Source organism: Campylobacter sp. CH186 (assembly GCF_004378925.1).
GTDB lineage: Bacteria > Campylobacterota > Campylobacteria > Campylobacterales > Campylobacteraceae > Campylobacter_D > Campylobacter_D jejuni.
Genome location: NZ_RYYB01000005.1, coordinates 1 through 22356, shown reverse-complemented (window position 1 = coordinate 22356; position 22356 = coordinate 1). Strand labels below are relative to the sequence as shown.

Sequence of the window (22356 nt, the reverse complement as noted above, 5' to 3'; positions counted from 1 at the left end):
AAAATGCAAACCTATCTTGAACTTGAAGAATTTTGTAAACTTGTGCATTTAAATGAAGATGTGGTTAAGGGTATGATGGCCAATGGGGCTTTAAATTTTAAAGAAGAAGAGGGTAAAATTTACATCGAAGCTCATCAAGGCACTTTTAGTGTAGTGCCTAGTTCTGCAAAATCTCAAACTGCAATGGTAAATTCAATGACTTTAGCAGGAGAAAGTTTTGTTGAAAAAACAATAGGAACTATTTTAAATTTACATGAAAAAGTTTTAGATGCTAAAGATGAAACACTTGAAGCATTAAAAAATGAGAATAAATTTTTAAAAGACGCTCTTTATTCTATGCAAGAACTTTATGATGAAGATAGAAAAACTATAGAAACTTTAAATAATGAGTTAAAACATGCGCGTGAAGAGATAGAATTTCTCAAGCGTAAATATAAATTAATGTGGAGTAAAACCGCAGAAATTTTTGGAGCTAAGACAGAGCCTGATTTGGAAATGAATAAAAATTTAGAAAAACCTATTGAAAATATGGAACAATAAAGAGAGAAACAATGACTTTTTCACAAATGATACTTAATTTACAAAATTATTGGCAAGAGCAAGGTTGTGCGATTATGCAACCTTATGATATGCCAGCAGGTGCAGGAACCTTTCATCCAGCAACTTTTTTAAGAAGTTTAGGAAAAAAACCTTGGGCAGCTGCTTATGTGGCTCCAAGTAGAAGGCCTACTGATGGACGTTATGGTGAAAATCCTAATCGCTTAGGCGCTTATTATCAATTTCAAGTTTTGATTAAACCTAGTCCTGATAATATTCAAGAATTATATCTTAAAAGTCTTGAAAATTTGGGTTTTGATTTAAAAAGTCATGATATTCGTTTTGTTGAAGATAATTGGGAGAGTCCAAGTTTGGGTGCTTGGGGTTTAGGCTGGGAAGTATGGCTTGATGGTATGGAAGTCACTCAATTTACTTATTTTCAGCAAGTTGGCGGTATAGCAGTAGATTTAGTAAGTGCTGAAATTACCTATGGTCTTGAAAGAATAGCCATGTATCTTCAAAATGTTGATAATGTTTATGATATAGTTTGGAGTGAATTTAATGGAGAAAAAATTAAATACGCAGATGTGCATAAGCAAAGTGAATATGAATTTAGTAAATACAATTTTGAAGTAAGTGATGTTAAGATCTTAAATGAGCAGTTTGAAAATTCTTACAAAGAATGTAAAAATATTTTAGAACAAGGACTAGCTTTACCTGCTTATGATTATTGTATGCTTGCTGCACATACTTTTAATCTTTTAGATGCAAGAGGAGCAATTTCTGTAGCACAAAGACAAGATTATATGTTAAAAATTCGTGAGCTTTCGAAAAATTGTGCTGAAATTTATAAGAAAAATTTAAATGAAACTGAGTGAAATTTATAATTTTTTAGATCAATTAAGTCCCTTTGATATCCAAGAATCATGGGATAATAGTGGAATTTTGCTTGGAGATAGGGATAGTGAAATTTCAACTGTTTATTTAAGCTTAGATATTGATGAAAATATCATTAAAGAAGCGAGTGAAAATTCTTTAATTATCACACACCATCCTTTGATATTTAAAAGTTTAAAAGATTTATATGACAAGACTTATCCTAGAGCTTTTATTAAAGAAATGATTTGTAAAAATATTTCTTTAATCAGTATGCATACAAATTACGATTTAAGTCATTTAAACACTTATTTTACGGAAGAAATTTTAGGTTTTAAAATTTCTTTTAAAGATGAATTTTTAATTTATGTCGAAAATTCTATGTCTTTTGAAGCTTTGTGTGACTGGGTGAAAAAAAAGTTAAATTTACAAATTTTACGTGTAAGCAATTGTGGTAAAAAAGACATTAAGCGTATTGCTATATGTACTGGAAGTGGTGGGGATTTAATTTCTAAAGTAGATGCGGATTGTTTTTTAAGCGGAGATTTTAAATATCATCAAGCTTTAGAGGCACTTAGTAATCAAATCAGTCTTATTGATTTGGGTCATTTTGAAAGTGAGAGATATTTTTCTCAATGTTTAGCAAAAGACTTGAAAAATTTGCCGCTACAAGCTATAATAACAGTTTCAAAAAATCCATTTCAATATTTTTAAGGAAAATAAATGAATAAATATCTCGAACAATTAGTGCTTTTATCAAAAATAGATCAAGAAATTGATAGTTATGAACCAAAAATAGACAGTATTAATAAGACTTTAAAAGATGCTGAGTTAAAAATAGGAAAAATCAACACAGATTTAGAAAAAATCGATGAAGAAATCAAAGATATAGAAAATCAAAAAGTACAAAATAATGCTCATATTTCTGAGTTTTCGGCAAAAATTAAAGAGCTTTCTAAAAAAAGTAGTGCAGTAAAAACAGAAAAAGAAGCTAATGCTTTAAAAATTGAAGAAGATATTGCAAAAGAGCAATTAGACGCTGCAAATGATGAAATTGTAAGACTGGATAAAATTTTAGAGAATAAAGAAACTTATAAAAAAGAACTTGAAGAAGAAAAAATTAAACAAGAGCAAAATATTAATGAGATTAGAGTAAGCATTAAATCTGAAATGGAAGTTCTTGAAAAAGATAGAATGAGTGTTTATGATAAAAAAACCAAACTTGTGGGCGAGATGAATCAAAAAGTTTTAAGTTTTTATGAAAAAATTCGCAAATGGGCGAAAAATACTGCTGTAGTTCCTGTTAAAAAACAAGCATGCTATGGATGTTTTATGAAAATTTACGATAAGACTTATCTGTCTGTTGTAAAAGGTGAAGAGATTGTAACTTGCCCTCATTGTGGAAGAATTCTTTATAAAGATCAAGAAGAACAAAATTGATCTTTTTTTATTATTTTTTAACTTGGGCGGCATTTTTATTTTGTGCCGTCTTTATTCTTTTGCTTTCTTTTTTAAAATCCAAATATAAAACTAGTTTAAAATCCCGATTTTTTCTTTATAAAAATTTACATCAAGAAAAAGCTGATGTACATTTTCATGCTTGTTCTTACGGGGAGGTAAGAAGTATTAAAACTTTGGTTTTGAAATTTGATTCAAGAATAACTACTATTACTCAAACAGGTTTTGAATATGCAAAAGAATTTTGTAAAAAGGTAAATTATCTTGCTTTTGAAAATTTTTTGCCTTTTTGGTTTAAGCCTTGTAAGGTTTTGGTAATTTTTGAAGCAGAATATTGGCTTATGCTTATTTTCATGGCACACATTTATAAAACTAAGATTATTTTGCTTAATGCAAGAATATCTGATAAATCTTATCATTCTTATCAAAGATTTTCTTTTTTTTATAAAAAAATTTTTTCTTATATTGATGAAGTTTTTGCTCAAAGTGAATTAGATAAAGTAAGACTTGAAAGTTTGGGAGCTAAAAATGTTAAAATTTTTAAAAATATTAAGGCAAATTTAGAAATTAAAAATAATAAAATTTATGCCAAACCTAAGGAAAAGCTTATCATTTTTGCTAGTACGCATAAAGATGAAGAAGAGCTTTTGCTTGATCATTTTAAACTAGAAGAAAATGAAAAACTCATTATCGCCCCACGACACCCTGAGCGTTTTAAAGAAGTTGAAAATTTGCTTTTAAACAAAGGTTTGAAATTTGAAAAATTTAGTTCTTTAAAAGATGAAAATAAGAAATTTGCTAAAAAAATTTTGCTTTTAGATGCTTTAGGAGAGCTTGTAAATTTTTATGCAATTTCTGATGTTGTTGTGCTTGGAGGTTCTTTCATAGAAGGCATAGGAGGACACAATCCTATAGAAGTGGCATATTTTGACAATGTATTAATCAGTGGGAAATTTATTCATAATCAAAAGGCTTTATTTGAAGAAGTAGAAAATGTATATTTTTGCGAAAATTTAAAAGATTTAAATGATAAAATTCATTATTTAAATTTAAAAGCTAAAATTTCCAAAAAAGAAAATTTAGATCTTATCATACAGACCATACAAAAGGGAATTGATGCAAGAAAAAGCTTATAAACTCTTAGCTTTGCAAGAAAAAATTTCAAATCGTGAAGCTAAAGATTTGATTGATAAGGGTTGTGTTTTTTCACATGGAAAAAAAGTTGTGGTTGCTAGAGCTTTGATGAGCGATAAGGCAAGATTTAATGTGATAAAAACCAAAAATCCTCAAATTATTTTTGAAGATGATAAGATTATTGCTATTAATAAACCTTATGCTTATGTGAGTGAAGACTTGGAGAAAAAATTTAATGCCAAGCTTTTAAATCGTTTAGACAAAGAAACAAGCGGTGTGATTTTGCTTTGCAAAGATGAAGATTTTAGAAAGCTTTGTATAGAAGAATTTAAAAAACACAGGGTTTATAAAAGTTATATTGCGGTTTTAGATGGGGTTTTGGCTGAAGAGGTTGAAGTGAATGAGCCTATTTTTACCATAAAAGCAAAAGGTGGGGCATTAAGTAAAGTTTCAAAAGATGGTTTAAGTGCCTTAAGTATCATTACTCCTATCATGATGCAGTCAAAAAAAACCTTAGCAAAAATAGTCATTCAAACAGGTAGAACTCATCAAATCAGAGTGCATGCTAAATTTATAAAACATGGCGTTGTAGGTGATGAAAAATATGCTAAAATTTCAAGCGATAGAATGTATTTACATAGTTATGAAATTAAAATTTTTGATTATTATTTTAAGGCTGAGCTAGATAATAGTTTTACAAAAGTTGGCTTTGAGATAAAAAATTTAGATTTTTAAAGCCATTTAAGAAAAAATTTTGTATAATGCAAGGTTTAATTTAAAAATTTTATAGAAAGGTAATAAAGTGTTTGAGTTAGTTAGCGAATCTTTTAAATCAGCGATTAATAAATTACGTTTTGTTGATGATGAAAAAGCACTTAAGAACGCTTTAGAAACCTTAAAAAAAGCTCTTTTAAAAGCAGATGTTCACCATAAGGTAACTAAAGAGCTTTTGACTTTGATAGAAGAAGATGTAAAGCAAAACGGAATAGGTCAAAAACAATTTTTAAATGCCATTAAAGTAAATTTAGAAAATATTTTAAGTGTCAATGGCAAAAATCAAGGTTTTGTTTTTGCTTCTAAACCCCCAACAGTAGTTCTAATGGCAGGTTTGCAAGGGGGCGGTAAGACTACAAGCACTATCAAACTTGCAAATTATTTAAAATTACGCAATAAAAAAGTTTTAGTTGCAGCTTGTGATTTACAGCGTTTAGCGGCAGTGGAGCAGCTAAGACAACTTTGTGAAGCTAATGAAATTGAACTTTTCTTCATAGAAAATGAAAAAGATCCTATTAGGGTTGCTAAAGAGGCCTTAAAAAAGGCTGAAAGTTCTATGGTAGATGTTTTGCTTGTGGATACTGCTGGACGTTTGGCTATAGATGAGGCTTTGATGAATGAATTAAAAGCAGTTAAGGATGTTTTAAATCCTGATGAGATTTTCTATGTTGCTGATGCAATGAGTGGTCAAGATGGGGTTAAGACTGCGGCTAGTTTTAATGAAGTTTTAGGTATCAGCGGGGTAATTTTATCAAAATTTGATGCAGATACTAAAGGTGGAGTAGCCTTAGGTATAGCAAAACAAATCGGTATTCCTTTAAGATTTATTGGTGTGGGTGAAAAAGTAGCAGATTTAGAAGTTTTTATACCAGATCGTATAGTAAGTCGTATTATGGGTGAGGGTGATTTGGCAACTTTAGCTGAAAAAACTGCTGCGATTATTGATGAAAAAGAGGCTAAAAAACTTAATCAAAAAATTAAAAAAGGTGAATTTAATTTTAATGATTTTCTTAATCAAATGGAAAGTATTAAAAAATTAGGAAGTATGAAATCTTTAATTGGCATGATACCAGGACTTGGCGGAATGGCAAATGCGGTAAAAGATATAGATTTGGATAATTCTAAAGAAATTATACGCATTAAAGCAATGATTTCTTCAATGACTCCAAAAGAAAGAGAAAATCCTGATTTGTTAAATAATACTAGAAAACGTCGTATAGCAGATGGAGCGGGTCTTTCTCAGGTAGAAGTCAATCGTTTTTTAAAACAATTTAGCAATGCAGCAAAACTTGCAAAAAGATTTTCAGGTAAAAAAGGAATGGAAAGTTTAACACAGATGATGAGTCAAGCTAGAAGACAATTTTAAATTTTATTTATAAATACTTTTTATAGTATCTATAAATAAAATTTTTAATTTTTAAGGAGTATAAATGACAGTTATTAGACTTACAAGAATGGGTAGAACTAAAAGACCATTTTATCGTATTGTAGTTACAGATAGTAGAAAACGTCGTGATGGTGGTTGGATAGAAAGTATTGGGTATTATAATCCTATGGTAGAACCTGAGGTAATTAAAGTTGATGCAGAGCGTTTAGCTTATTGGAAAAGTGTTGGTGCAAAACTTAGCGATAAAGTTGCTTCTATCACTAGTAAATAATCATGGTAGAGAATTTTCTTAGAGAATACGCAAAATTAATTGCAGATTATCCTGAACAGATTGATACTCAAAAAATTGAATTAAGTGAAAATTTTTTTGAGATTGTTCTTTTTGCACATAAGGTTGATACAGGTAAGCTTATAGGTAAAAATGGAAAAATGATCAATGCTATAAAAACCGTAATCTCTGCTTATAAGAGTAAGGATGCAAGTTCTTATAGAGTAACGGTAAAAGCACTTGAGTGAAAAAGATTTTGTTCAAGTTGCAAAACTTGGTAAAACTGTGGGTCTTAAGGGTTATGTAAAATTGCATAACCTGAGCGACTTTTCTTCTCAATTTAAAAAAGATGCTACTTTTTTTATAAAAAACACCAAAGAAATGTTAAAGATTAAGCATTATAATGCAAGCAATTCTACTGTTTTATTTGAAAATTATGAAGATATAGAAAAGGCCAAAGAATTAACTAATCTTATTCTTTTTCAGAGTATCGAGAAAAGCAGACAAACTTGTAAATTAAAAAAAGATGAGTTTTTTTATTTTGATATTTTAGAGTGTGAAGTTTTTGAAGAAGATAAAAGATTAGGTAAAGTGGTTGATATCTTGGAAACTGGAGCTTCTTATTTATTTGAAATTCAAAGTGATGAAAAATGGGTGGAAAAAAAATATCCTAAAATATTTTTTATTCCATATTTAGATAAATTTATTAAAAATATAGATATAGAAAAACGACAGATTTTTTGCACGCAAGATGCTTTTTTAATTTTAGAAAATTCATGAAATTTAGTTTCGTTTCTTTGTTTCCTAATCTTATGGAATTTTACTTTCAAGATTCTATACTTGCAAGAGCAAAAGAAAAAAAACTTTTTAAACTTAATTTTTATAATCCAAGAGATTTTTCTAAAAATTCCTATCATAAAGTCGATGATTATAAAATAGGTGGCGGAGCTGGACTTTTGATGCAAGCTGAACCTATGTATGAGGTGTTAAGAAGTATTCAAGAAAAAAAAGAAAATCCCTATTTTATTTTTTTAAATCCAAGTGGTAAAACCTTTAATCAAAAAGATGCCAAACGCTTAAGTAAAAAAGAACATATAGTTTTTGTATGCGGGCGTTATGAAGGTATAGATGAAAGAGTGCTTGAAATTTTTGCGAATGAAGTTTTTAGCATAGGGGATTTTATTTTAACAGGAGGAGAATTACCTGCGCTTGTAATGTGTGATGCGATTTTAAGAAATGTTAACGGGGTTTTAGGGAATATGGAAAGTTTGGAAGAAGAAAGCTTTGAAAATAATTTACTCGAAGCGCCTGCTTTTTCAAAACCTTTTATTTTTGAGAAAAAAAATAAAAAATTTTATACTCCTTCAGAGTTTTTAAAGGGTAATCACGCTAGAATTGCAAGTTTAAAAACTACTTTGGCGTCTTGCAAAACGAAATTTTTTCGTCCAGATTTATTTTTAGAGCATGAACGCAAAAAATAAGGGATTTTTTATGAAAAATAAATATATAGAACAATTTGAAGCAAAACAAATTGAAGGTAAAAATGTTCCAGATTTTCGTGCTGGTGATACTTTAAAGCTTGCAATTCGCATCAAAGAAGGGGATAAAACAAGAATCCAAAATTTTGAGGGTATTTGTATTGCTAGAAGAGGTAATGGCGTAAGTGAAACTTTTATCGTGCGTAAAATGGGTGCTAATAATGTTGGCGTTGAGAGAATTTTCCCTATTTATAGTGAAAGTTTAGAAAGTATTACTGTTTTGCGTCGTGGTCGTGTACGCCGTGCAAGATTATTCTACTTAAGAGATAGACGCGGTAAAGCAGCGCGTATTAAAGAGCTTAAAAAATAATTTATAATTATTTTTTATTATAAGTCTAACAATTAAATAATTATAATTAATTTATAATTTTTATTATTTGATTTTAATTATTAATAATACTCTTGTATAATATTCTTTGTAAATATTATACAAGGAGAGAAAATGTTTTCTATTAAAAAAACTTTATTAATACTAGCAAGCGTGCCAATGTTTTTGAGTGCTACTGAATATCAATTAAGTACTCATGTTTTGGATATTACTTCTGGACAACCTGCTCCTAAAGTAAAAGTTGAGCTTTATAAGTTGGAAGCAAATCAACAGTGGAAAAAAGTAAGTGAAGAATTTACCGAAGAAAATGGTAGAATAGGAGATTTATTACCATATGAAAAAGCTGAAAATAGGGCTTTTGGAATTTATAAGCTTAAATTTTTCACAAAAGACTATTACACATCACACAAAATAAATACTTTTTATCCTTTTGTAGAGGTAAGTTTTGAGCTTTCTAAAGATCAAAAACATTATCATGTTCCAATAACCCTTTCTCCTTTTGGTTATTCAACTTATAGAGGAAGCTGATAAATAAAACGAAAGAAAAAACTATGTGGACTAAGAATTCTTGGAAAAACTATCCTATAAAACAGCAACCTATCTATCCAGATCAAGAGGAAATGAATAGAGTTTTAGCAAGACTTGAGAAGCTTCCTCCTTTGGTTTTTGCTGGAGAAGTGAGAAATCTTCAAAAGTCTTTAGCAAGAGTTTGTAAAAAAGAAGCTTTTTTACTTCAAGGTGGAGATTGTGCTGAAAGCTTTGAAAATTTTGGCGCTGTAAATATCCGTGATATGTTTAAAATTTTACTTCAAATGGCTATAGTGCTTACATTTGCCGGTGGATGTCCTGTTGTAAAAATTGGTCGTATTGCAGGGCAGTTTGCCAAGCCAAGAAGTAGTGATTTTGAAGAGTTAAATGGTATAAGTCTTCCTAGTTATCGTGGTGATATTATTAATGGTTTTGAATTTAGCGAACAAGCACGCATTCCTGATCCACATAGAATGCTTGAAGCTTATTATCAAAGTGCAACAACGCTAAATTTGTTGCGTGGATTTGCTAAGGGTGGTTTAGCAGATTTGCATGAAGTGCATCGTTGGAATTTGGGCTTTTTAAAAAAGAGTGAACTCCATAAGCAATATACTGATATCAGTGAAAAAATTTCACAAGCTTTAGCTTTTATGGAAGCTTGTGGAATTAATACAAGTAATACGCCGAGTCTAAGAGAAGTTAGCGTTTATACTTCACATGAAGCTTTACTTTTGCCTTATGAAGAAGCTTTAACTAGAGTGGATAGTTTAAGTGGGGAAATTTACGATTGTTCAGCTCATATGCTTTGGATAGGTGAAAGAACAAGGGCGCTTGATGAAGCTCATGTACATTTTTTAAGAGGAGTAAAAAATCCTTTAGGGGTTAAAATAGGACCTAGTGCAAGTGCAGATGATATCATAGCTTTAGCAAATGTTTTAAATCCAAATAATGAAGAAGGAAGATTAAATATTATTATCCGCATGGGTGCAGATAAAATTATCAATAATTTGCCAAAAATTTTCTCTAAACTTAAAAGTGAAGGTTTAAATTTAGTATATAGCATAGATCCTATGCATGGAAATACAGTAAAAGCAGGTAATTTTAAAACACGTGAGTTTGATAAAATCATGCAAGAAGTGAGATCTTTTTTTGAGATTGCAATAAGCGAAGGAGTTTATCCAGGTGGAGTGCATCTTGAAATGACTGGTAAAGATGTAACAGAATGCACAGGTGGTGCAAGCAATGTTACTGCTCAAAGCTTGGAAGATCGTTATGAGACTCAATGCGATCCAAGACTTAATGCGGATCAAGCATTAGAGCTTGCTTTTTTAATTGCAGATTTAGTAAAAAAGGCTAGAAAATGAAACTTTATGGTATTAAAAATTGCAATTCTGTAAAAAAAGCTATGGATGCTTTAACACAAAAAGGCATTGTGTTTGATTTTATGGATATTAAAAAGATTAGTCAAGATATTTTATATACATGGTTAAAACAAAAATCTTTTGAAGAACTTATCAATACTGCTGGATTAACTTCTAAAAAACTTGGTTTAAACAAAGAAAAAGTTAAAAGTTTAAATGAAAAAGAACTTGAAAAAATTGTATTAGAAAATCCAAGTTGTATTAAGCGTCCTATTATCGAGTATGAGCAAAACATATATATTGGTAAGGAATATGAAAAAATGTTATAATAGAGTGTTTGATTACACTCTATTTTTTATCAATTGATTAATTTCATTTTGATGTGGAAATCTTTCACTTTCGCAATTAATAAGTTGTGTTTTAGAGAAGATAACTTTTCCGTCTACTTCAACGATAAAATCACCTCTGCCGCCAATTTCAAATTCTACTTCAACATCTTTGAAATCGCTTTGTAGTTCTTCTGCAACCCTTGCAGCTTGTGGGTGATAATTTCAAAGATTGCAATAAGCAATTTTTACTTTCATCATTTCATCCTTTGAAAAGTTCTTTTTATTAAGATTAAAATCTTAGATTTTATTATAGTTTATTTTGGCTGAATTTTTGCCTTTTTGTCAAAATTTAAGTTGAAATTTAGGGCTAATTTCTTTCAAATTCAGCGAGAAAAATTTATAATTTTTATCAAAATTAAAATAAGCCTTAAAAAATTAAAGGAAGAAAATGAGCCAATTTACACACTTGCATTTGCATACAGAATATTCTTTACTTGATGGAGCTAATAAGCTTAAAGAATTAGCTTTGACTTTAAAAGAACAGGGTGCTACAAGTGTGGCTATGACAGATCATGGAAATATGTTTGGGGCAATTGATTTTTATCAAACAATGAAAGCACAAGGTTTAAAACCTATCATTGGCATGGAAGCGTATTTGCATAATCACGATGAATTAGATGATAAAAGTTCTCGCCAGCGTTTTCACCTTTGTTTGTATGCAAAAAATGAGATTGGATATCAAAATTTAATGTATCTAAGTTCTCAAAGTTATATTAAAGGCTTGTATTATTATCCGCGTATCAATAAAAAGCTTTTGGAAGACTATAGTGAAGGTCTTATTTGCTCTTCTGCTTGCTTGCAAGGTGAAGTAAATTGGCACTTAAATACTTATAGTGAAAGAAATGTGCGTTTTGGTGCAAAAGGCTATGAAGCAGCAAAAGAAGCGGCATTATGGTATAAAAAAGTTTTTAAAGATGATTTTTATTTTGAAATCATGCGTCATGGTATAGGCGATCAAAGAATGATAGATGATGATATTATCAGACTTTCTAAAGAATTAAATATAAAAATTATTGCTACAAATGATACGCATTATACTTTTAAAGAAAGAGCGGCTGCCCATGAGGTTTTTATGTGTATAGCCATGGGAAAAAAACTTAACGATCCTGATAGAATGCGTCATAGTGTGCATGAATTTTATGTTAAAAGCCCTGAGCAAATGAGTGAGCTTTTTGCAGATATTCCAGAAGCTATAGAAAATACACAAGAAATCGCGCAAAAATGTAATTTAGAGCTTAATCTTGGCAATCCCACTCCACCGAATTTTAAATTTACAAGAGAATATGCTAAAGATCATAATATTATCTTACCTGAAGAAACAAAAGAATTTAGCTTTGATAATGATGACATAGTTTTTGAAGAACTTTGTAAAAAAGGACTTGAAGAGAGATTAAAATTTATTGATGAAAGTAAGCATGAAGAATACAAACAAAGACTTGAAGTAGAAATTAACATCATTAAAAATATGAAATTTTCAGGTTATATGCTTATTGTTCATGATTTTATTAAAGTGGCTAAGGATAAAGGTATTCCAGTAGGCCCTGGAAGAGGATCAGCTGCAGGAAGTTTGGTTTCTTATTGTTTAAGGATTACGGATTTAGATCCTATTCCTTATAGTCTACTTTTTGAGCGTTTTTTAAATCCTGAGCGTGTGAGCATGCCTGATATTGATGTGGATTTTTGTCAAGACAGACGTGCTGAAGTGATTGATTATGTGATTGATAAATATGGAGCGGATAAGGTTGCACAGGTGATTACCTTTGGTAAACTTTTGGCTAAAGGGGTGATTCGTGATGTGGCTAGAGTTTGTGATATGAGTATTCAAGATGCTGATGAGCTTGCTAAACTTGTGCCTGAAGAGCTTAAAATCACTCTTGATGCTGCTTATGAAAAAGAACCTAAAATCAAAGAATTTATCGATCGTCATCCTAAAGGTCCTGAAGTTTGGGAGTATGCAAGAGCTTTAGAAGGATTAAATCGCAATGCGGGTATGCACGCAGCAGGTGTTGTAATTTCTAATGAAAGTTTATGGAAGAAAACTCCGCTTTTTAGACAAAGTAAAAATGATGAAAGACATTTAGTAACGCAGTATTCTAAAGATCATTTAGAAGATGTGGATTTGATAAAATTCGACTTTTTAGGTCTTAAAACTTTAACAGTAATCAATAATGCGATCAAGCTTATTAAAAAGCGTTACAATAAAGACATTATTTGGGAAACTATAGATGTAAATGATAGCAAAGTTTATAAAACCATACAAAGTGGAAATACTTTGGGAATTTTTCAAATCGAATCAGGCGGTATGCAAAGTTTAAATGCACGCTTAAAACCAGAGCGTTTTGAAGATATCATTGCGGTTCTTGCGCTTTATCGTCCAGGTCCTATGGAATCAGGAATGCTTGATGATTTTATCGATAGAAAGCACGGTTTAAAAAGCATAGAATATCCTTTTGACAGTTTAGAAAAGGTTTTAGAACCTACTTATGGGGTTATTGTTTATCAAGAGCAAGTTATGCAAATTGTTCAAATTATAGGTGGCTTTTCTTTAGGAGGTGCTGATGTAGTGCGTCGTGCTATGGGTAAAAAAGATCCTGAGAAGATGAAAAAGCTTAAGACTGATTTTGCAGATGGAGCAGAAAAACAAGGATATGATAGAGCAAAAGCTGAGGATTTATGGGAGCTTATCGTAAAATTTGCAGGATATGGTTTTAATAAATCTCACTCTGCGGCTTATGCGTTGATTACTTTTCAAACAGCTTATTTAAAAACTTATTATCCTAGTGAATTTATGGCAGCGCTTTTAACAAGCGAAGAAAACAATGTGGATAAAATTGCTGTTTATATTGATGAGATGAAAAAAATGAATATTAAACTTTTACCTCCATCGATTAACAAAGCGATCCGTGAATTTAGTGCTTTAGAGCAAGATGGCAAGGATGCTATTATATACGGACTTGGGGCTATAAAAAGTGTGGGTATTCCTGCAGTTGAAAATTTACTTGAAGCAAGACAAGATGGAGAATTTAAGGATATTAATGATTTCTTAGGTAAGATAGATCCTACCAAAATAAACCGTAGAACATTAGAAAGTCTTATTAAGGCAGGGGCTTTTGATGAGTTTGGTTTTACTAGAAAAGCTTTGTTTGATAATATGGAAAATCTTAGCGAAGCATCGCGTAAAATGGCTGAAGTAAGAAAAAATGCTGCAAGTTCTCTTTTTGGTGAAGAGGAATTAACTTCAGGTGTTCAAGTAAATTTTACTCCCAAAAATGAAGAATTTGAAGTGATGGAAAAATTAGGATATGAAAAAGAAATTTTAGGAATTTATGTTTCAGGCCATCCTTTAGATCGATTTTATGAACAAATTAATGCCATAAATTATGTTAAAAGTTTAGATTTTGAAAGTTTAAAAAACAATGGAGAAATTTTAAGTATAGGTAAAATTGAAGATTTCAAATCCATGATGAGTAAAAATAATAAGCGTTATGGTAGAATTGAAATTTTGGATTATTATTCTTCGTTTGATGCTACTGTATTTGAAAGCAATGTAGAAGAAATAGAAAACATCATCAAAGATGAAAATTTAAAAAATAATGCCTATGGTTTTGTATTGGGATTTAAAGCTGAGGGAGGGGAGAAGCCTAGCTTTTTTTTAAAAGCAATTAAAGATTTACAAAGTCTTGAAGATGGTGAGATTAAAGCTATAAAAAAATTTGGAGCAAAAAAAGATTTCAAAAATAAAGAAGAAAATCATTTTACCGCAGAACCTAAGGAATTTGAAAAAAATATCATAGAGCTAGATTTGACAAGGTTAAATAGAGAATTAATCTATGAAATTCATGAAATTGCTAGAAATGCACATAATCCTAATGAAAAAAATAATAAAAAACTTGTTTTAAAAGTTATTAGCGCGGGATCTTGCTTGCTTTATCATACAGATTTTATTATCTCTGATAGTATAGTAGAGGAAATTTCTAATAAATATGCTTAAGTAAGATTGTTCTTACTTAAGATTTTTAAATAAAATACTTCCAAGTCTTACTAAGTTAGATCCGCATTTTATAGCAATTTCAAAATCATTACTCATCCCCATAGAGCAAATTTTAGCCCCATGTTTTTGAAGAATTTCATAAATTTTAAATGTAGTTTCAAAGCTTTTTATAATACTTTCTTTATCTTGGCTGTGTGATCCTATACTCATTACGCCACAAAGATTTAGATTGGAGCATTCTTCTTGTATTTGTAAATATTCTTCTACAGCTTGATTTGGATCTAGACCGCTTTTGCTATTTTCATTTGCACTATTGATTTCTAATAAAGTATTTAATTGATAATCAAGTCTTTTGTCCATAGCTTTAGCTATTTTAATACCATTACAAGAGTGCCATAATATAGGTTTTTGTTTGATTAAGAGATTGATTTTGTTGCTTTGTAGAGTTCCTATAAAATGCCACTTTATGTCTAATTTTTTTTCATCAAGATTTTCTTTTTTTTGTGCTAGAGCTTGGACTTGATTTTCTCCAAATTCTACTATACCTTGATCAAAAAGCTTTTCAATTACACTTGCATCGATATACTTGCTTGCGGCTACAAGACGAACGTTTTTGGTTTTTTCTAAAATTTGCTCTAAAGTCATTTGATAAAGAAATAAGCCCTATTTAGGGCTTATATTATTGTAACAAATTAGCAATTTTGCTTTGAAGCTGTATGTTGGATTGCGCAGCAACAAAAGCAGCAGCATTTTCTTTTAGATAATTGGCATTAAAATCATTAACATTTTTTGCCATGTCATTATTTAGTAAATTATTTTCAGCTGCTTTTGAGTTGATGCTGTTTTGAACACTTGCATTAATATTTGATGTAATGGCATTGATACCTGAGCCTATTTCACTTCTTAAACTTCCAAGTTGATCCATAAAATTTGTAATACTATCTTGATTATCTATGCTTAATCCACCTGTTGCTAATGGATTTAAATTTGTAGTTTCAGTTCCGCTACCTACTACAAAATTCATAGTTTGAAAGACATTTTTTCCATTATAAGTTGCATTATTAAAAGAATCATTGATGGATTCTTGTATGCGTGTTGCTTCTGTTCTTAGCATTCCTTTTTGAGAATCATTAAGTGCAGCATTGTTCATTTTTACTGAAAGTTCATTAAGTCTATCTGCGCTTTGAGAGATATTGGTAAGGCTAGCATCTGCAATTTGTAAAACCCCTATAGCATCATAAGCATTTGCGACACCTTGATCTATAGTGCTTGATTGAGATCTTAAAGAATCAGCAATAGCTAAATTAGCACTATCAATTCCACTTATTGCGCGAACAGCTGCAATATTTTCTAAAGCTTTATCGCTAGCTTTTTGTGCATTGTTTAAATAATAATTTTGTTGCATCATAGTTGCATCAGAGATCATCATGGCCTACTCCTTCTCTTTTGGATTTATTTAATATTTTATCATTTTTTTGCTATTTTAAAGCTTAAGAAATATAAAAAAACTTGCATTATCAAGATGATTTTAATCACCACTTCACTTGCATTATGGATACTGATAAATTCTTGAGTTTTTGTAGCGTTTTCGCCTAAGTTTTGGAGTTCAATTATGGTATTAGTAAAATAAAAAACAAATATTAAGCTTAAAATCAAAATAAGCAAACTCAGCATAAATTTTGAAAATTTTATTTGAAATTTCATTTCATCTTTTATAAGAGAATAAATTTCATATAAAAAATTAACCGCTGAAACAAAAATCAGTAAATATCCCATTTTAATAAAAATTTGCGTCATCATTAAGCCACTTTGAAAATGGCTCAACACTCCTTCTCCTATAAGATTTTGAGGAAAAAAAATTGTTGGTGCAACAACTATTCCTAGTATGAGTTCAACCCCTATGATGGAGGCAAGTAAAAATAAATTAACAGCTTTCAAGAGTTTCTCCTTTTATTTTTTATCATAACGCATATTTGTAAATTTAGCTACAAAAGCACGATTATAACCTTGTTCATCTTTGAAAAAATCAACAATGAAATTATTTTGATATAAAATTTTTTCCAAAATTTCTTTTTGATCATAGCCAAATTCGCAAGCTAAAAATTTAACTTTTTTATCAAGGGAAAAATGTATGATTTCTTCTAGAATTTCATATCCTTTTTCTCCGCCAAATAAAGCCTCTTTGGGTTCTTTTTGCACCCAAATATCTATAGGATATGAATTTTTAATATAAGGTGGATTTGAAAAAATAAAATCATAATTTTCTTTAATTTGCTTAAAATTACAAAGTTTAAAGTCAATCAAGTGATCGACTTTGTGTAATTTGGCATTCTCTAAAGCTAATTCTAAGGCTTTGGGATTGATATCACAGGCTGTGATTTTTAACCCAAGTTCTTTGGCTAAAACAATGCTTAAAATTCCGCTTCCAAATCCTATTTCTAAAATCCCATTAAAAGTATTTTTTTTGCATAAATTTAAAATTTGAAAAAGTAAAATTTCACTATCGTAGCGAGGGATTAGAACGCCTTTTTTTATCTTAAATTCTAAGCCCCAAAAATCCACTTTTTCAAATATATATTCAAAAGGTTCTCCAGATTTAAAACGCTTTATAAGCTCAAAATAAGGTTCATGATCTATTTTTATATCTTGGTTTAAAAATAACCAAGCTTTATCTTTTTTTAGATATTCGCAAAGCATAAATACAGCTTCATTTTCATAACCTTTTAAGCTAGATTTAGCTTCCATAAGAGCATTTTTTATAGTCAAGAAAGAGCCTTGATTCTATCACTAATACTTGGATGACTGAGATAAAAAAATGTATATATTTTACTTGTTTTGATAAAAGCTTTATTTTCTCTTGCTAGAGCTATCAATGCATTTTTCATATCTTCTTTGCTTGTAACTTTAGCTCCGTGTTGATCAGCTGCAAATTCATTTTTTCTACTTAAGGCATTAAGCATAGGAGAGATTAAAAAGCTAAAAATATTTGCAAAGATAAATAAAAGAGCGAACACACCACCATTTACTGCTTCTAGATGACTTTCTAAGTAAACAAATTCAGGTAAATTTGCAAAAACAAAAAAAAGTAAAAACATAGTTATAGCGCCGTTAAATAAAGCTTTGATAATATCCTTATGAACAAAATGTCCAAGCTCGTGTCCCAAAACAGCTAAAAGTTCTCTTTCATTTAAGGCTTTTAATAATGTATCAAAAAGCACCACTCTTTTGCTTTTAAAAAGTCCACCAAAATAAGCATTTAAACGCTTATCTCTTTTGCTTGCATCAATAACATAAACCCCATTTGCACTAAACCCACATTGTTTCATTAAAGAGCTGATTTTTTTCAGTAAATTTTCATCGTCTAGTTTTTCCATTTTATTAAAAATAGGTGCTATCAAGGTAGGGTAGATGAGATTTATAATCACTATAATACAAAAGGCAAAAATAAAGGCCGCAATCCACCAAAAAGTTCCAAAAAAATCATAGCAAAAAAGCAAAGCATAAAGGATTAAAAATCCAAATATTAAAGTTAAAATAAGACTTTTCATAGTATCTTTGATAAAAAGTTTTACAGTCATATTTGAAAAACCATGGGCTTTATCTTTGATAAAACTTTCATAAATACTTAAAGGTAGATTTAAAATACTTGTGATTATCAAAAAAGATAATAAAAATAAAGTATTTTCAAAACGAGTGTTGCTTGAGATAAGCAATTCTTTAAGATATAAAAATCCAAAACCTATCCATGCAATACTGATGATTAAATTATAAAAATTGGAAAATAGTTTAAATTTTTCATTTTCGATGGCAATATTTGCTGCATTTTGATAGTCTTTTTCGCTTAAAATTTGAGCTTGTTTGTCTTTTTCTCTTTCTAAGAAATGAATTTGAGTATAGGAAATCCAAGATAAAAGTGCTGTGTAAAGACATAAAATTGCAATTAAAGTCATTATTTTTCCTTGATTAGTTTTTTGCAAATTCTAGCTTAAAATAATGAAATAAAGTTAATAGTTTAAAATCTAAAATAATATTCTTTTCAACTAAGTTGGTGTATATTTATAAAAAAAGGATTAAAGAATGTTTTTTAAGAAAAAGATTTCACAAAAACAAAAAGAAAAGCCTAAAATTCCAATCAATGATGCGATTTTAGATGACAGACTTTGTAAGTTTAAAAATAAAGTGCAAAAGATAAGCAAAGATAAAGCTTCGGCAAGTCTGCTTGCTAGACAATTAAGCAGACTTATCAGAGCTAATAAATTTTAATTTTGACATTTTTTCTTAGGGCGAAAAACCTTAATAACTTCATCATTTGCTTGTATATAAGCACCTTCTATTAAATCAATGCAATAAGGTATAGCTGGAAAAACAGGCTCTAGACATTCTTTTATAGCTTTAGGATTTCCTGGTAAATTAATGATAAAAGATTTATTGCGAATTCCTGCACTCTGTCTTGAAAGTATAGCTGTTGGCACATATTTTAAACTTTCTAAGCGCATAAGCTCTCCAAAACCTGGCATCATTTTATCGCACACGGCTTCCGTAGCTTCTGGGGTTACATCACGAAGTGCTGGACCTGTACCTCCGCTTGTAACAATCAAATCGCATTTTTTTTCATCTGCTAAATAAAGTAATTTTTTAATGATTAAATCATAATCATCAGGGATTAATTCTTTATGATAAATAATATCATTTTTTATATATGAATTTAACACTCTTTCAATTTCAGCAGTAGCTTTATCTTCATATATGCCACTACTTGCTCTATCGCTTAGGGTTAAAATTCCTATGTTTATTGTATCCATTGTTTCTCCTTAATAAATTTTTATAACCATCCTTTTTTCTTGAAAACAACCAAAGGTAAAATGATAGAAATTACCATCACACCAAGTACTATGGGATAAGCATAGTGAAGTTCAAGTTCTGGCATGAATTTAAAATTCATACCATAAACAGTTCCTATTAAAGTAGGTGGCATCATGGCAACAGTTGCAACGGTAAAAATTTTAATGATTTTATTTTGTTCTATGTTGATTTGGCTGGCTAAAATGGTTTGAATATTGTCTAAAATATTAAGTTGCGAAACACTAAATTCAACCAAAGAATTTAAGTCTTTTAAAACTATAGTGAGATTTTGTTTTATATCTTTATCGATTTTATCACTTTTTAGCAAAGAAGTCATAGCACGACGTTTATCAAATAAAGAATCTCTTACACGCATATTAAGCTCTTGTAAACTTGAAATATCCTTTAGCATTTCATCATAACTATATTCATCTTTTTTTTCTAAAACACTTGTTCTTAAGCGTCTTGCTTCTTTATCTATCCATTCTAGCAAATCCGCATCTTTTTCAACACGCACTTCAAACATTTTATCAATAATATCAAAACCATCTTCAAAATTCTTCGGACTAGCTAAAATCCTTGCTTGAATTTCTTCAAAAGTGCTAAATTCGTTATATCTTATAGTAAATAAGATATTTTTAGCGGTAGCAAAAGTAACAATTTCTGTGCGAAGCTTGATTAAATTCCTATCTTCTTCATTGCTTTTAAGATCTCTTACTAAAAAATGAGCATTGATGGTTATTGTTGCATTATCTTCCCAATATTTTGCACTAAGTTCTATTTCTTCTCTTTCTTCTTTTGTAGGAAATTCAAGATTAAACTCACTTGATATAAAAGCAATTTCCGCTGCACTTGGATGAAGTAAATCAATCCACAAAATATTTTGTGGTAGTTCTTGGCTATCGAGATTAAAGTTGATTCTTTGAACTAAAGCATTTTGAGTTTTGATATAAACATATAGCATAGTTATTCCTTATTTTTAACTTTAAAATTATACCTTGATTAGTTTAAAAATCAATTTTTTAATTTTTGCAAATCAAAAACCAAATTTTCCATCTAAAGCTCTTAAACTAAGCTTTAGTTTAAAATATCTTTAATCAGTTTTTGCAAATTCCTTTTTGTTTCTTCTTGTTCTTTTATGATAAAACATTTTGCTTTTGGCCAAAAATAACTTTTAGGATTTTCAAATTTTCCCCAACGCCAATCAAACCTAGGATGTAAAAGAACTATAGTAGGAATATCCATAGCTAAGCTTAAATGTGCTATAGCACTATCAATACTAAGCATACAGTCAATATCATATAAATAATTTAGAGTATCATTCCAATTTTTTATAAGCTTGCTTCTATCTTCTATTTCCTTAGGCAATTCTTCTTTTAATTGCATTTGAAAAGAAATGATTTCATAATCTAAGTCTTTTAATATATTAAATAAAAATTCAAATTTTACATTTCTTAATAAATCAGAATTTTCAGCATTAGGAGTAGCATAAAAAATACCAAGTTTTTTTCTTTGATTATGCGGTTTTTTCTGTGGCAATATAGGTGTTTTTAATCGTGAAATCTCATTAAGCTTAATATCAATAAAAAAAGGCAAAGAGCAAATAGGAATAGCATAATCAAAATTTGTAGGTAGATTTTTTAAAACCTTTATATTTTTAAAAATATCATCATTTTGATTTAAAAATTTGATTTGATTTTTAAACATTTCATACATGGCACTTTGAGGAGCAAATAAAACCTTTGAAGCGATTTTACAAAGTTTTTTTAAGCATCTTGCATACATTATAGTATCGCCAAAGCCTTGCTCGCAAAATACCAAAACTTCTTTATTTTTAAAAGCATCAACGCCAAATTTATTAAAAGCTTTTATGCTTTCATTATAATGATAAGTAGAAAAAGTTTCATTATGAGCATAAAACAATCTGCTTTCATAATATTTTTTGCCCTCTTCAAAATTATCATCCACTCCCATACGCATCAAAAGATAAGCCAAATCAAATTGATAGGTTGCATGAGAATCCAAGCTAAGACATTTTTTATAAGCATGATAAGCTTCTTGATAGTTTGAGTTAAATTCTAATACCTTAGCATAGTTTTGCCAAAACTGTGCATGGTGTTGATTGGCTTCTTGTAGTGATTGAAAAAGTTCTAAAGAATCAGATATTCTAAAAAGCTTAAAAAGCAAGTATGCTTTTTGGGGTAAAATTTGATGAGTTAAAAAATCTTCTATTTTAGAAATGGTAATATTTTCTTTGGTTTTACTATGAAGCCTATCTTCGAGTTTGACTAAGTTAAGATTGGTTTGTTCAGCAATGATTCCTTTTTGTAGTTTATCAATCAAATCTTGCATAAAATGACACAAGTGTTCATGTGCATTTAATGCCTTAGTAAAATCATGTTTAAAATAAATTTCTGCATAATTTTTCCATAGATTAAGATTATACATATCTTTAGAAAGCAATTCTTTGAAAATTTTTTCAGATTCTTCTAGTTTGTTGCTTAGTTTATAAACAAAAGCCAATTCTAACTTAAGTTCATCTTCTAAATCATCTTTGCGAGTTAAAAGTGTTTGTAATAAATTCAAGGCTTCATCAAGTCTTAAATTTTCAATATAGCTTTTAGTAAGCATAAGACCATTAAAACTTGTAGGATTTAAAGAAAAAAGCTCTTGAGCATAATATAAAGCTTTTTGAAAAAGAGAAAGTTTATAAGAAGAAAGCGTAGCAAATTCTAAAGCAAATTTTGGACTTTCTTTTAAAAATTGCTCACTCAAGTTTAAACATTTTTCATAATTAGCATTAAAATAATAATAATGAATTTTATCAAACATATTTTTCCTTGATAGTTACATTAAAATCTAATATTATCTTATAAGCTGCATAAAAAGATAATTATATTTTTATAAAATTAAATAATAAAACAAAAATAAAAAAATAAATACAA

26 protein-coding genes are annotated in these 22356 nt (G+C 29.4%); 17 read left to right on the top strand and 9 right to left on the bottom strand.

Features of this window, described 5'->3' with window-relative positions:
- Nucleotides 1–3: 3 nt before the first annotated feature.
- From ELQ09_RS05595 to ELQ09_RS05525, 15 genes are all read left to right on the top strand, one after another.
- Complete coding sequence (locus tag ELQ09_RS05595; protein ID WP_002852251.1) at nt 4–540, top strand: DUF3972 domain-containing protein; 537 nt, start codon at nt 4–6, stop codon at nt 538–540.
- A gap of 11 nt (nt 541–551) precedes the next feature.
- On the top strand, nt 552–1415 hold the full coding sequence (glyQ, locus tag ELQ09_RS05590; protein ID WP_002861386.1) for a glycine--tRNA ligase subunit alpha: 864 nt from the start codon (nt 552–554) through the stop codon (nt 1413–1415).
- Complete coding sequence (locus ELQ09_RS05585; protein WP_052834165.1) at nt 1402–2127, top strand: Nif3-like dinuclear metal center hexameric protein; 726 nt, start codon at nt 1402–1404, stop codon at nt 2125–2127. Before glyQ ends, ELQ09_RS05585 begins: the two co-directional genes overlap by 14 nt.
- A gap of 9 nt (nt 2128–2136) precedes the next feature.
- Complete coding sequence (locus tag ELQ09_RS05580; protein WP_134224821.1) at nt 2137–2853, top strand: zinc ribbon domain-containing protein; 717 nt, start codon at nt 2137–2139, stop codon at nt 2851–2853.
- On the top strand, nt 2850–4007 hold the full coding sequence (gene waaA / locus ELQ09_RS05575) for a lipid IV(A) 3-deoxy-D-manno-octulosonic acid transferase (RefSeq protein ID WP_070316966.1): 1158 nt from the start codon (nt 2850–2852) through the stop codon (nt 4005–4007). Before ELQ09_RS05580 ends, waaA begins: the two co-directional genes overlap by 4 nt.
- Nucleotides 3988–4740: an RluA family pseudouridine synthase gene (locus ELQ09_RS05570; protein WP_070316967.1), complete on the top strand. Its 753-nt coding sequence runs from the start codon at nt 3988–3990 to the stop codon at nt 4738–4740. The genes waaA and ELQ09_RS05570 overlap by 20 nt, the downstream gene beginning before the upstream one ends.
- Before the next feature lie 67 nt (nt 4741–4807).
- Complete coding sequence (gene ffh, locus ELQ09_RS05565; RefSeq protein WP_134224822.1) at nt 4808–6145, top strand: signal recognition particle protein; 1338 nt, start codon at nt 4808–4810, stop codon at nt 6143–6145.
- A 64-nt stretch (nt 6146–6209) separates the two neighbouring features.
- Nucleotides 6210–6437, top strand: a complete 228-nt coding sequence (gene rpsP, locus ELQ09_RS05560) for a 30S ribosomal protein S16 (RefSeq protein ID WP_002852274.1) — start codon at nt 6210–6212, stop codon at nt 6435–6437.
- A 2-nt stretch (nt 6438–6439) separates the two neighbouring features.
- Entirely contained in the window at nt 6440–6682 is a 243-nt protein-coding gene (locus tag ELQ09_RS05555; RefSeq protein ID WP_002852144.1) for a KH domain-containing protein, read from the top strand.
- Nucleotides 6675–7214, top strand: coding sequence for a ribosome maturation factor RimM (gene rimM / locus ELQ09_RS05550; protein WP_070316969.1), 540 nt, complete (start codon nt 6675–6677; stop codon nt 7212–7214). Before ELQ09_RS05555 ends, rimM begins: the two co-directional genes overlap by 8 nt.
- Nucleotides 7211–7915: a tRNA (guanosine(37)-N1)-methyltransferase TrmD gene (gene trmD / locus ELQ09_RS05545; RefSeq protein WP_002868040.1), complete on the top strand. Its 705-nt coding sequence runs from the start codon at nt 7211–7213 to the stop codon at nt 7913–7915. Before rimM ends, trmD begins: the two co-directional genes overlap by 4 nt.
- A gap of 10 nt (nt 7916–7925) precedes the next feature.
- A complete protein-coding gene (rplS, locus tag ELQ09_RS05540) occupies nt 7926–8282 on the top strand; it encodes a 50S ribosomal protein L19 (RefSeq protein WP_002854824.1) in 357 nt (118 codons plus the stop codon).
- Nucleotides 8283–8414: 132 nt separating this feature from the next.
- Nucleotides 8415–8828, top strand: a complete 414-nt coding sequence (gene uraH / locus ELQ09_RS05535; RefSeq protein WP_002852246.1) for a hydroxyisourate hydrolase — start codon at nt 8415–8417, stop codon at nt 8826–8828.
- Nucleotides 8829–8851: 23 nt separating this feature from the next.
- Complete coding sequence (locus ELQ09_RS05530; protein ID WP_002857190.1) at nt 8852–10192, top strand: 3-deoxy-7-phosphoheptulonate synthase class II; 1341 nt, start codon at nt 8852–8854, stop codon at nt 10190–10192.
- Nucleotides 10189–10518, top strand: coding sequence for an ArsC/Spx/MgsR family protein (locus tag ELQ09_RS05525; RefSeq protein ID WP_070300932.1), 330 nt, complete (start codon nt 10189–10191; stop codon nt 10516–10518). Before ELQ09_RS05530 ends, ELQ09_RS05525 begins: the two co-directional genes overlap by 4 nt.
- Before the next feature lie 12 nt (nt 10519–10530).
- On the opposite strand, the gene ELQ09_RS08485 is transcribed toward ELQ09_RS05525, so the two are convergent.
- A complete protein-coding gene (locus tag ELQ09_RS08485) occupies nt 10531–10773 on the bottom strand; it encodes a SelT/SelW/SelH family (seleno)protein (protein ID WP_276322053.1) in 243 nt (80 codons plus the stop codon).
- 193 nt (nt 10774–10966) lie between these two features.
- On the opposite strand from ELQ09_RS08485, the gene dnaE reads away from it, so the two are divergent.
- Nucleotides 10967–14569 (top strand): DNA polymerase III subunit alpha, encoded by a 3603-nt coding sequence (gene dnaE / locus ELQ09_RS05515; RefSeq protein ID WP_087684596.1) that lies wholly within the window; start codon nt 10967–10969, stop codon nt 14567–14569.
- Between the two features lie 12 nt (nt 14570–14581).
- Here the strand turns inward: dnaE and ELQ09_RS05510 are convergent, their stop codons facing one another.
- Genes ELQ09_RS05510 through ELQ09_RS05490 form a run of 5 tightly spaced genes read right to left on the bottom strand, consistent with a single transcriptional unit; the run spans nt 14582 to nt 18519 of the window.
- Nucleotides 14582–15214, bottom strand: coding sequence for a YggS family pyridoxal phosphate-dependent enzyme (locus tag ELQ09_RS05510; protein ID WP_087684595.1), 633 nt, complete (start codon nt 15212–15214; stop codon nt 14582–14584).
- Between the two features lie 34 nt (nt 15215–15248).
- Nucleotides 15249–15998 (bottom strand): flagellin C, encoded by a 750-nt coding sequence (gene flaC / locus ELQ09_RS05505; protein WP_087684593.1) that lies wholly within the window; start codon nt 15996–15998, stop codon nt 15249–15251.
- Nucleotides 15999–16036: 38 nt separating this feature from the next.
- Nucleotides 16037–16507, bottom strand: a complete 471-nt coding sequence (locus ELQ09_RS05500; RefSeq protein WP_057042779.1) for a DUF4149 domain-containing protein — start codon at nt 16505–16507, stop codon at nt 16037–16039.
- 12 nt (nt 16508–16519) lie between these two features.
- On the bottom strand, nt 16520–17335 hold the full coding sequence (locus ELQ09_RS05495; protein WP_134224823.1) for a HemK/PrmC family methyltransferase: 816 nt from the start codon (nt 17333–17335) through the stop codon (nt 16520–16522).
- Nucleotides 17332–18519 (bottom strand): M48 family metallopeptidase, encoded by a 1188-nt coding sequence (locus tag ELQ09_RS05490; protein ID WP_134263821.1) that lies wholly within the window; start codon nt 18517–18519, stop codon nt 17332–17334. Before ELQ09_RS05490 ends, ELQ09_RS05495 begins: the two co-directional genes overlap by 4 nt.
- 127 nt (nt 18520–18646) lie before the next feature.
- On the opposite strand from ELQ09_RS05490, the gene ELQ09_RS05485 reads away from it, so the two are divergent.
- On the top strand, nt 18647–18832 hold the full coding sequence (locus ELQ09_RS05485) for a hypothetical protein (RefSeq protein WP_052785396.1): 186 nt from the start codon (nt 18647–18649) through the stop codon (nt 18830–18832).
- Here the strand turns inward: ELQ09_RS05485 and mog are convergent.
- From mog to ELQ09_RS05470, 3 genes are all read right to left on the bottom strand, one after another.
- Entirely contained in the window at nt 18829–19371 is a 543-nt protein-coding gene (mog, locus tag ELQ09_RS05480; RefSeq protein ID WP_052785397.1) for a molybdopterin adenylyltransferase, read from the bottom strand. The genes ELQ09_RS05485 and mog overlap by 4 nt on opposite strands.
- Before the next feature lie 20 nt (nt 19372–19391).
- Nucleotides 19392–20375 carry a magnesium/cobalt transporter CorA gene (gene corA, locus ELQ09_RS05475; protein ID WP_052785398.1) on the bottom strand — a complete coding sequence of 328 codons (984 nt, stop codon included), beginning with the start codon at nt 20373–20375 and terminating at the stop codon, nt 19392–19394.
- 113 nt (nt 20376–20488) lie between these two features.
- Nucleotides 20489–22243, bottom strand: a complete 1755-nt coding sequence (locus tag ELQ09_RS05470; RefSeq protein ID WP_052799588.1) for a hypothetical protein — start codon at nt 22241–22243, stop codon at nt 20489–20491.
- Between the last annotated feature and the right edge of the window lie 113 nt (nt 22244–22356).

What these genes read in the sequence shown, in the direction of transcription:
- ELQ09_RS05595 (WP_002852251.1), top strand. Translation starts at nt 4, where the DNA reads ATGCAAACCTATCTTGAACTTGAAGAATTTTGTAAACTTGTGCATTTA.
- glyQ (WP_002861386.1), top strand. Translation starts at nt 552, where the DNA reads ATGACTTTTTCACAAATGATACTTAATTTACAAAATTATTGGCAAGAG.
- ELQ09_RS05585 (WP_052834165.1), top strand. Translation starts at nt 1,402, where the DNA reads ATGAAACTGAGTGAAATTTATAATTTTTTAGATCAATTAAGTCCCTTT.
- ELQ09_RS05580 (WP_134224821.1), top strand. Translation starts at nt 2,137, where the DNA reads ATGAATAAATATCTCGAACAATTAGTGCTTTTATCAAAAATAGATCAA.
- ELQ09_RS05570 (WP_070316967.1), top strand. Translation starts at nt 3,988, where the DNA reads ATGCAAGAAAAAGCTTATAAACTCTTAGCTTTGCAAGAAAAAATTTCA.
- rpsP (WP_002852274.1), top strand. Translation starts at nt 6,210, where the DNA reads ATGACAGTTATTAGACTTACAAGAATGGGTAGAACTAAAAGACCATTT.
- ELQ09_RS05555 (WP_002852144.1), top strand. Translation starts at nt 6,440, where the DNA reads ATGGTAGAGAATTTTCTTAGAGAATACGCAAAATTAATTGCAGATTAT.
- trmD (WP_002868040.1), top strand. Translation starts at nt 7,211, where the DNA reads ATGAAATTTAGTTTCGTTTCTTTGTTTCCTAATCTTATGGAATTTTAC.
- rplS (WP_002854824.1), top strand. Translation starts at nt 7,926, where the DNA reads ATGAAAAATAAATATATAGAACAATTTGAAGCAAAACAAATTGAAGGT.
- uraH (WP_002852246.1), top strand. Translation starts at nt 8,415, where the DNA reads ATGTTTTCTATTAAAAAAACTTTATTAATACTAGCAAGCGTGCCAATG.
- ELQ09_RS05530 (WP_002857190.1), top strand. Translation starts at nt 8,852, where the DNA reads ATGTGGACTAAGAATTCTTGGAAAAACTATCCTATAAAACAGCAACCT.
- ELQ09_RS05525 (WP_070300932.1), top strand. Translation starts at nt 10,189, where the DNA reads ATGAAACTTTATGGTATTAAAAATTGCAATTCTGTAAAAAAAGCTATG.
- dnaE (WP_087684596.1), top strand. Translation starts at nt 10,967, where the DNA reads ATGAGCCAATTTACACACTTGCATTTGCATACAGAATATTCTTTACTT.
- ELQ09_RS05510 (WP_087684595.1), bottom strand. Translation starts at nt 15,214, where the DNA reads ATGACTTTAGAGCAAATTTTAGAAAAAACCAAAAACGTTCGTCTTGTA.
- flaC (WP_087684593.1), bottom strand. Translation starts at nt 15,998, where the DNA reads ATGATGATCTCTGATGCAACTATGATGCAACAAAATTATTATTTAAAC.
- ELQ09_RS05490 (WP_134263821.1), bottom strand. Translation starts at nt 18,519, where the DNA reads ATGACTTTAATTGCAATTTTATGTCTTTACACAGCACTTTTATCTTGG.
- ELQ09_RS05485 (WP_052785396.1), top strand. Translation starts at nt 18,647, where the DNA reads ATGTTTTTTAAGAAAAAGATTTCACAAAAACAAAAAGAAAAGCCTAAA.
- mog (WP_052785397.1), bottom strand. Translation starts at nt 19,371, where the DNA reads ATGGATACAATAAACATAGGAATTTTAACCCTAAGCGATAGAGCAAGT.
- corA (WP_052785398.1), bottom strand. Translation starts at nt 20,375, where the DNA reads ATGCTATATGTTTATATCAAAACTCAAAATGCTTTAGTTCAAAGAATC.
- ELQ09_RS05470 (WP_052799588.1), bottom strand. Translation starts at nt 22,243, where the DNA reads ATGTTTGATAAAATTCATTATTATTATTTTAATGCTAATTATGAAAAA.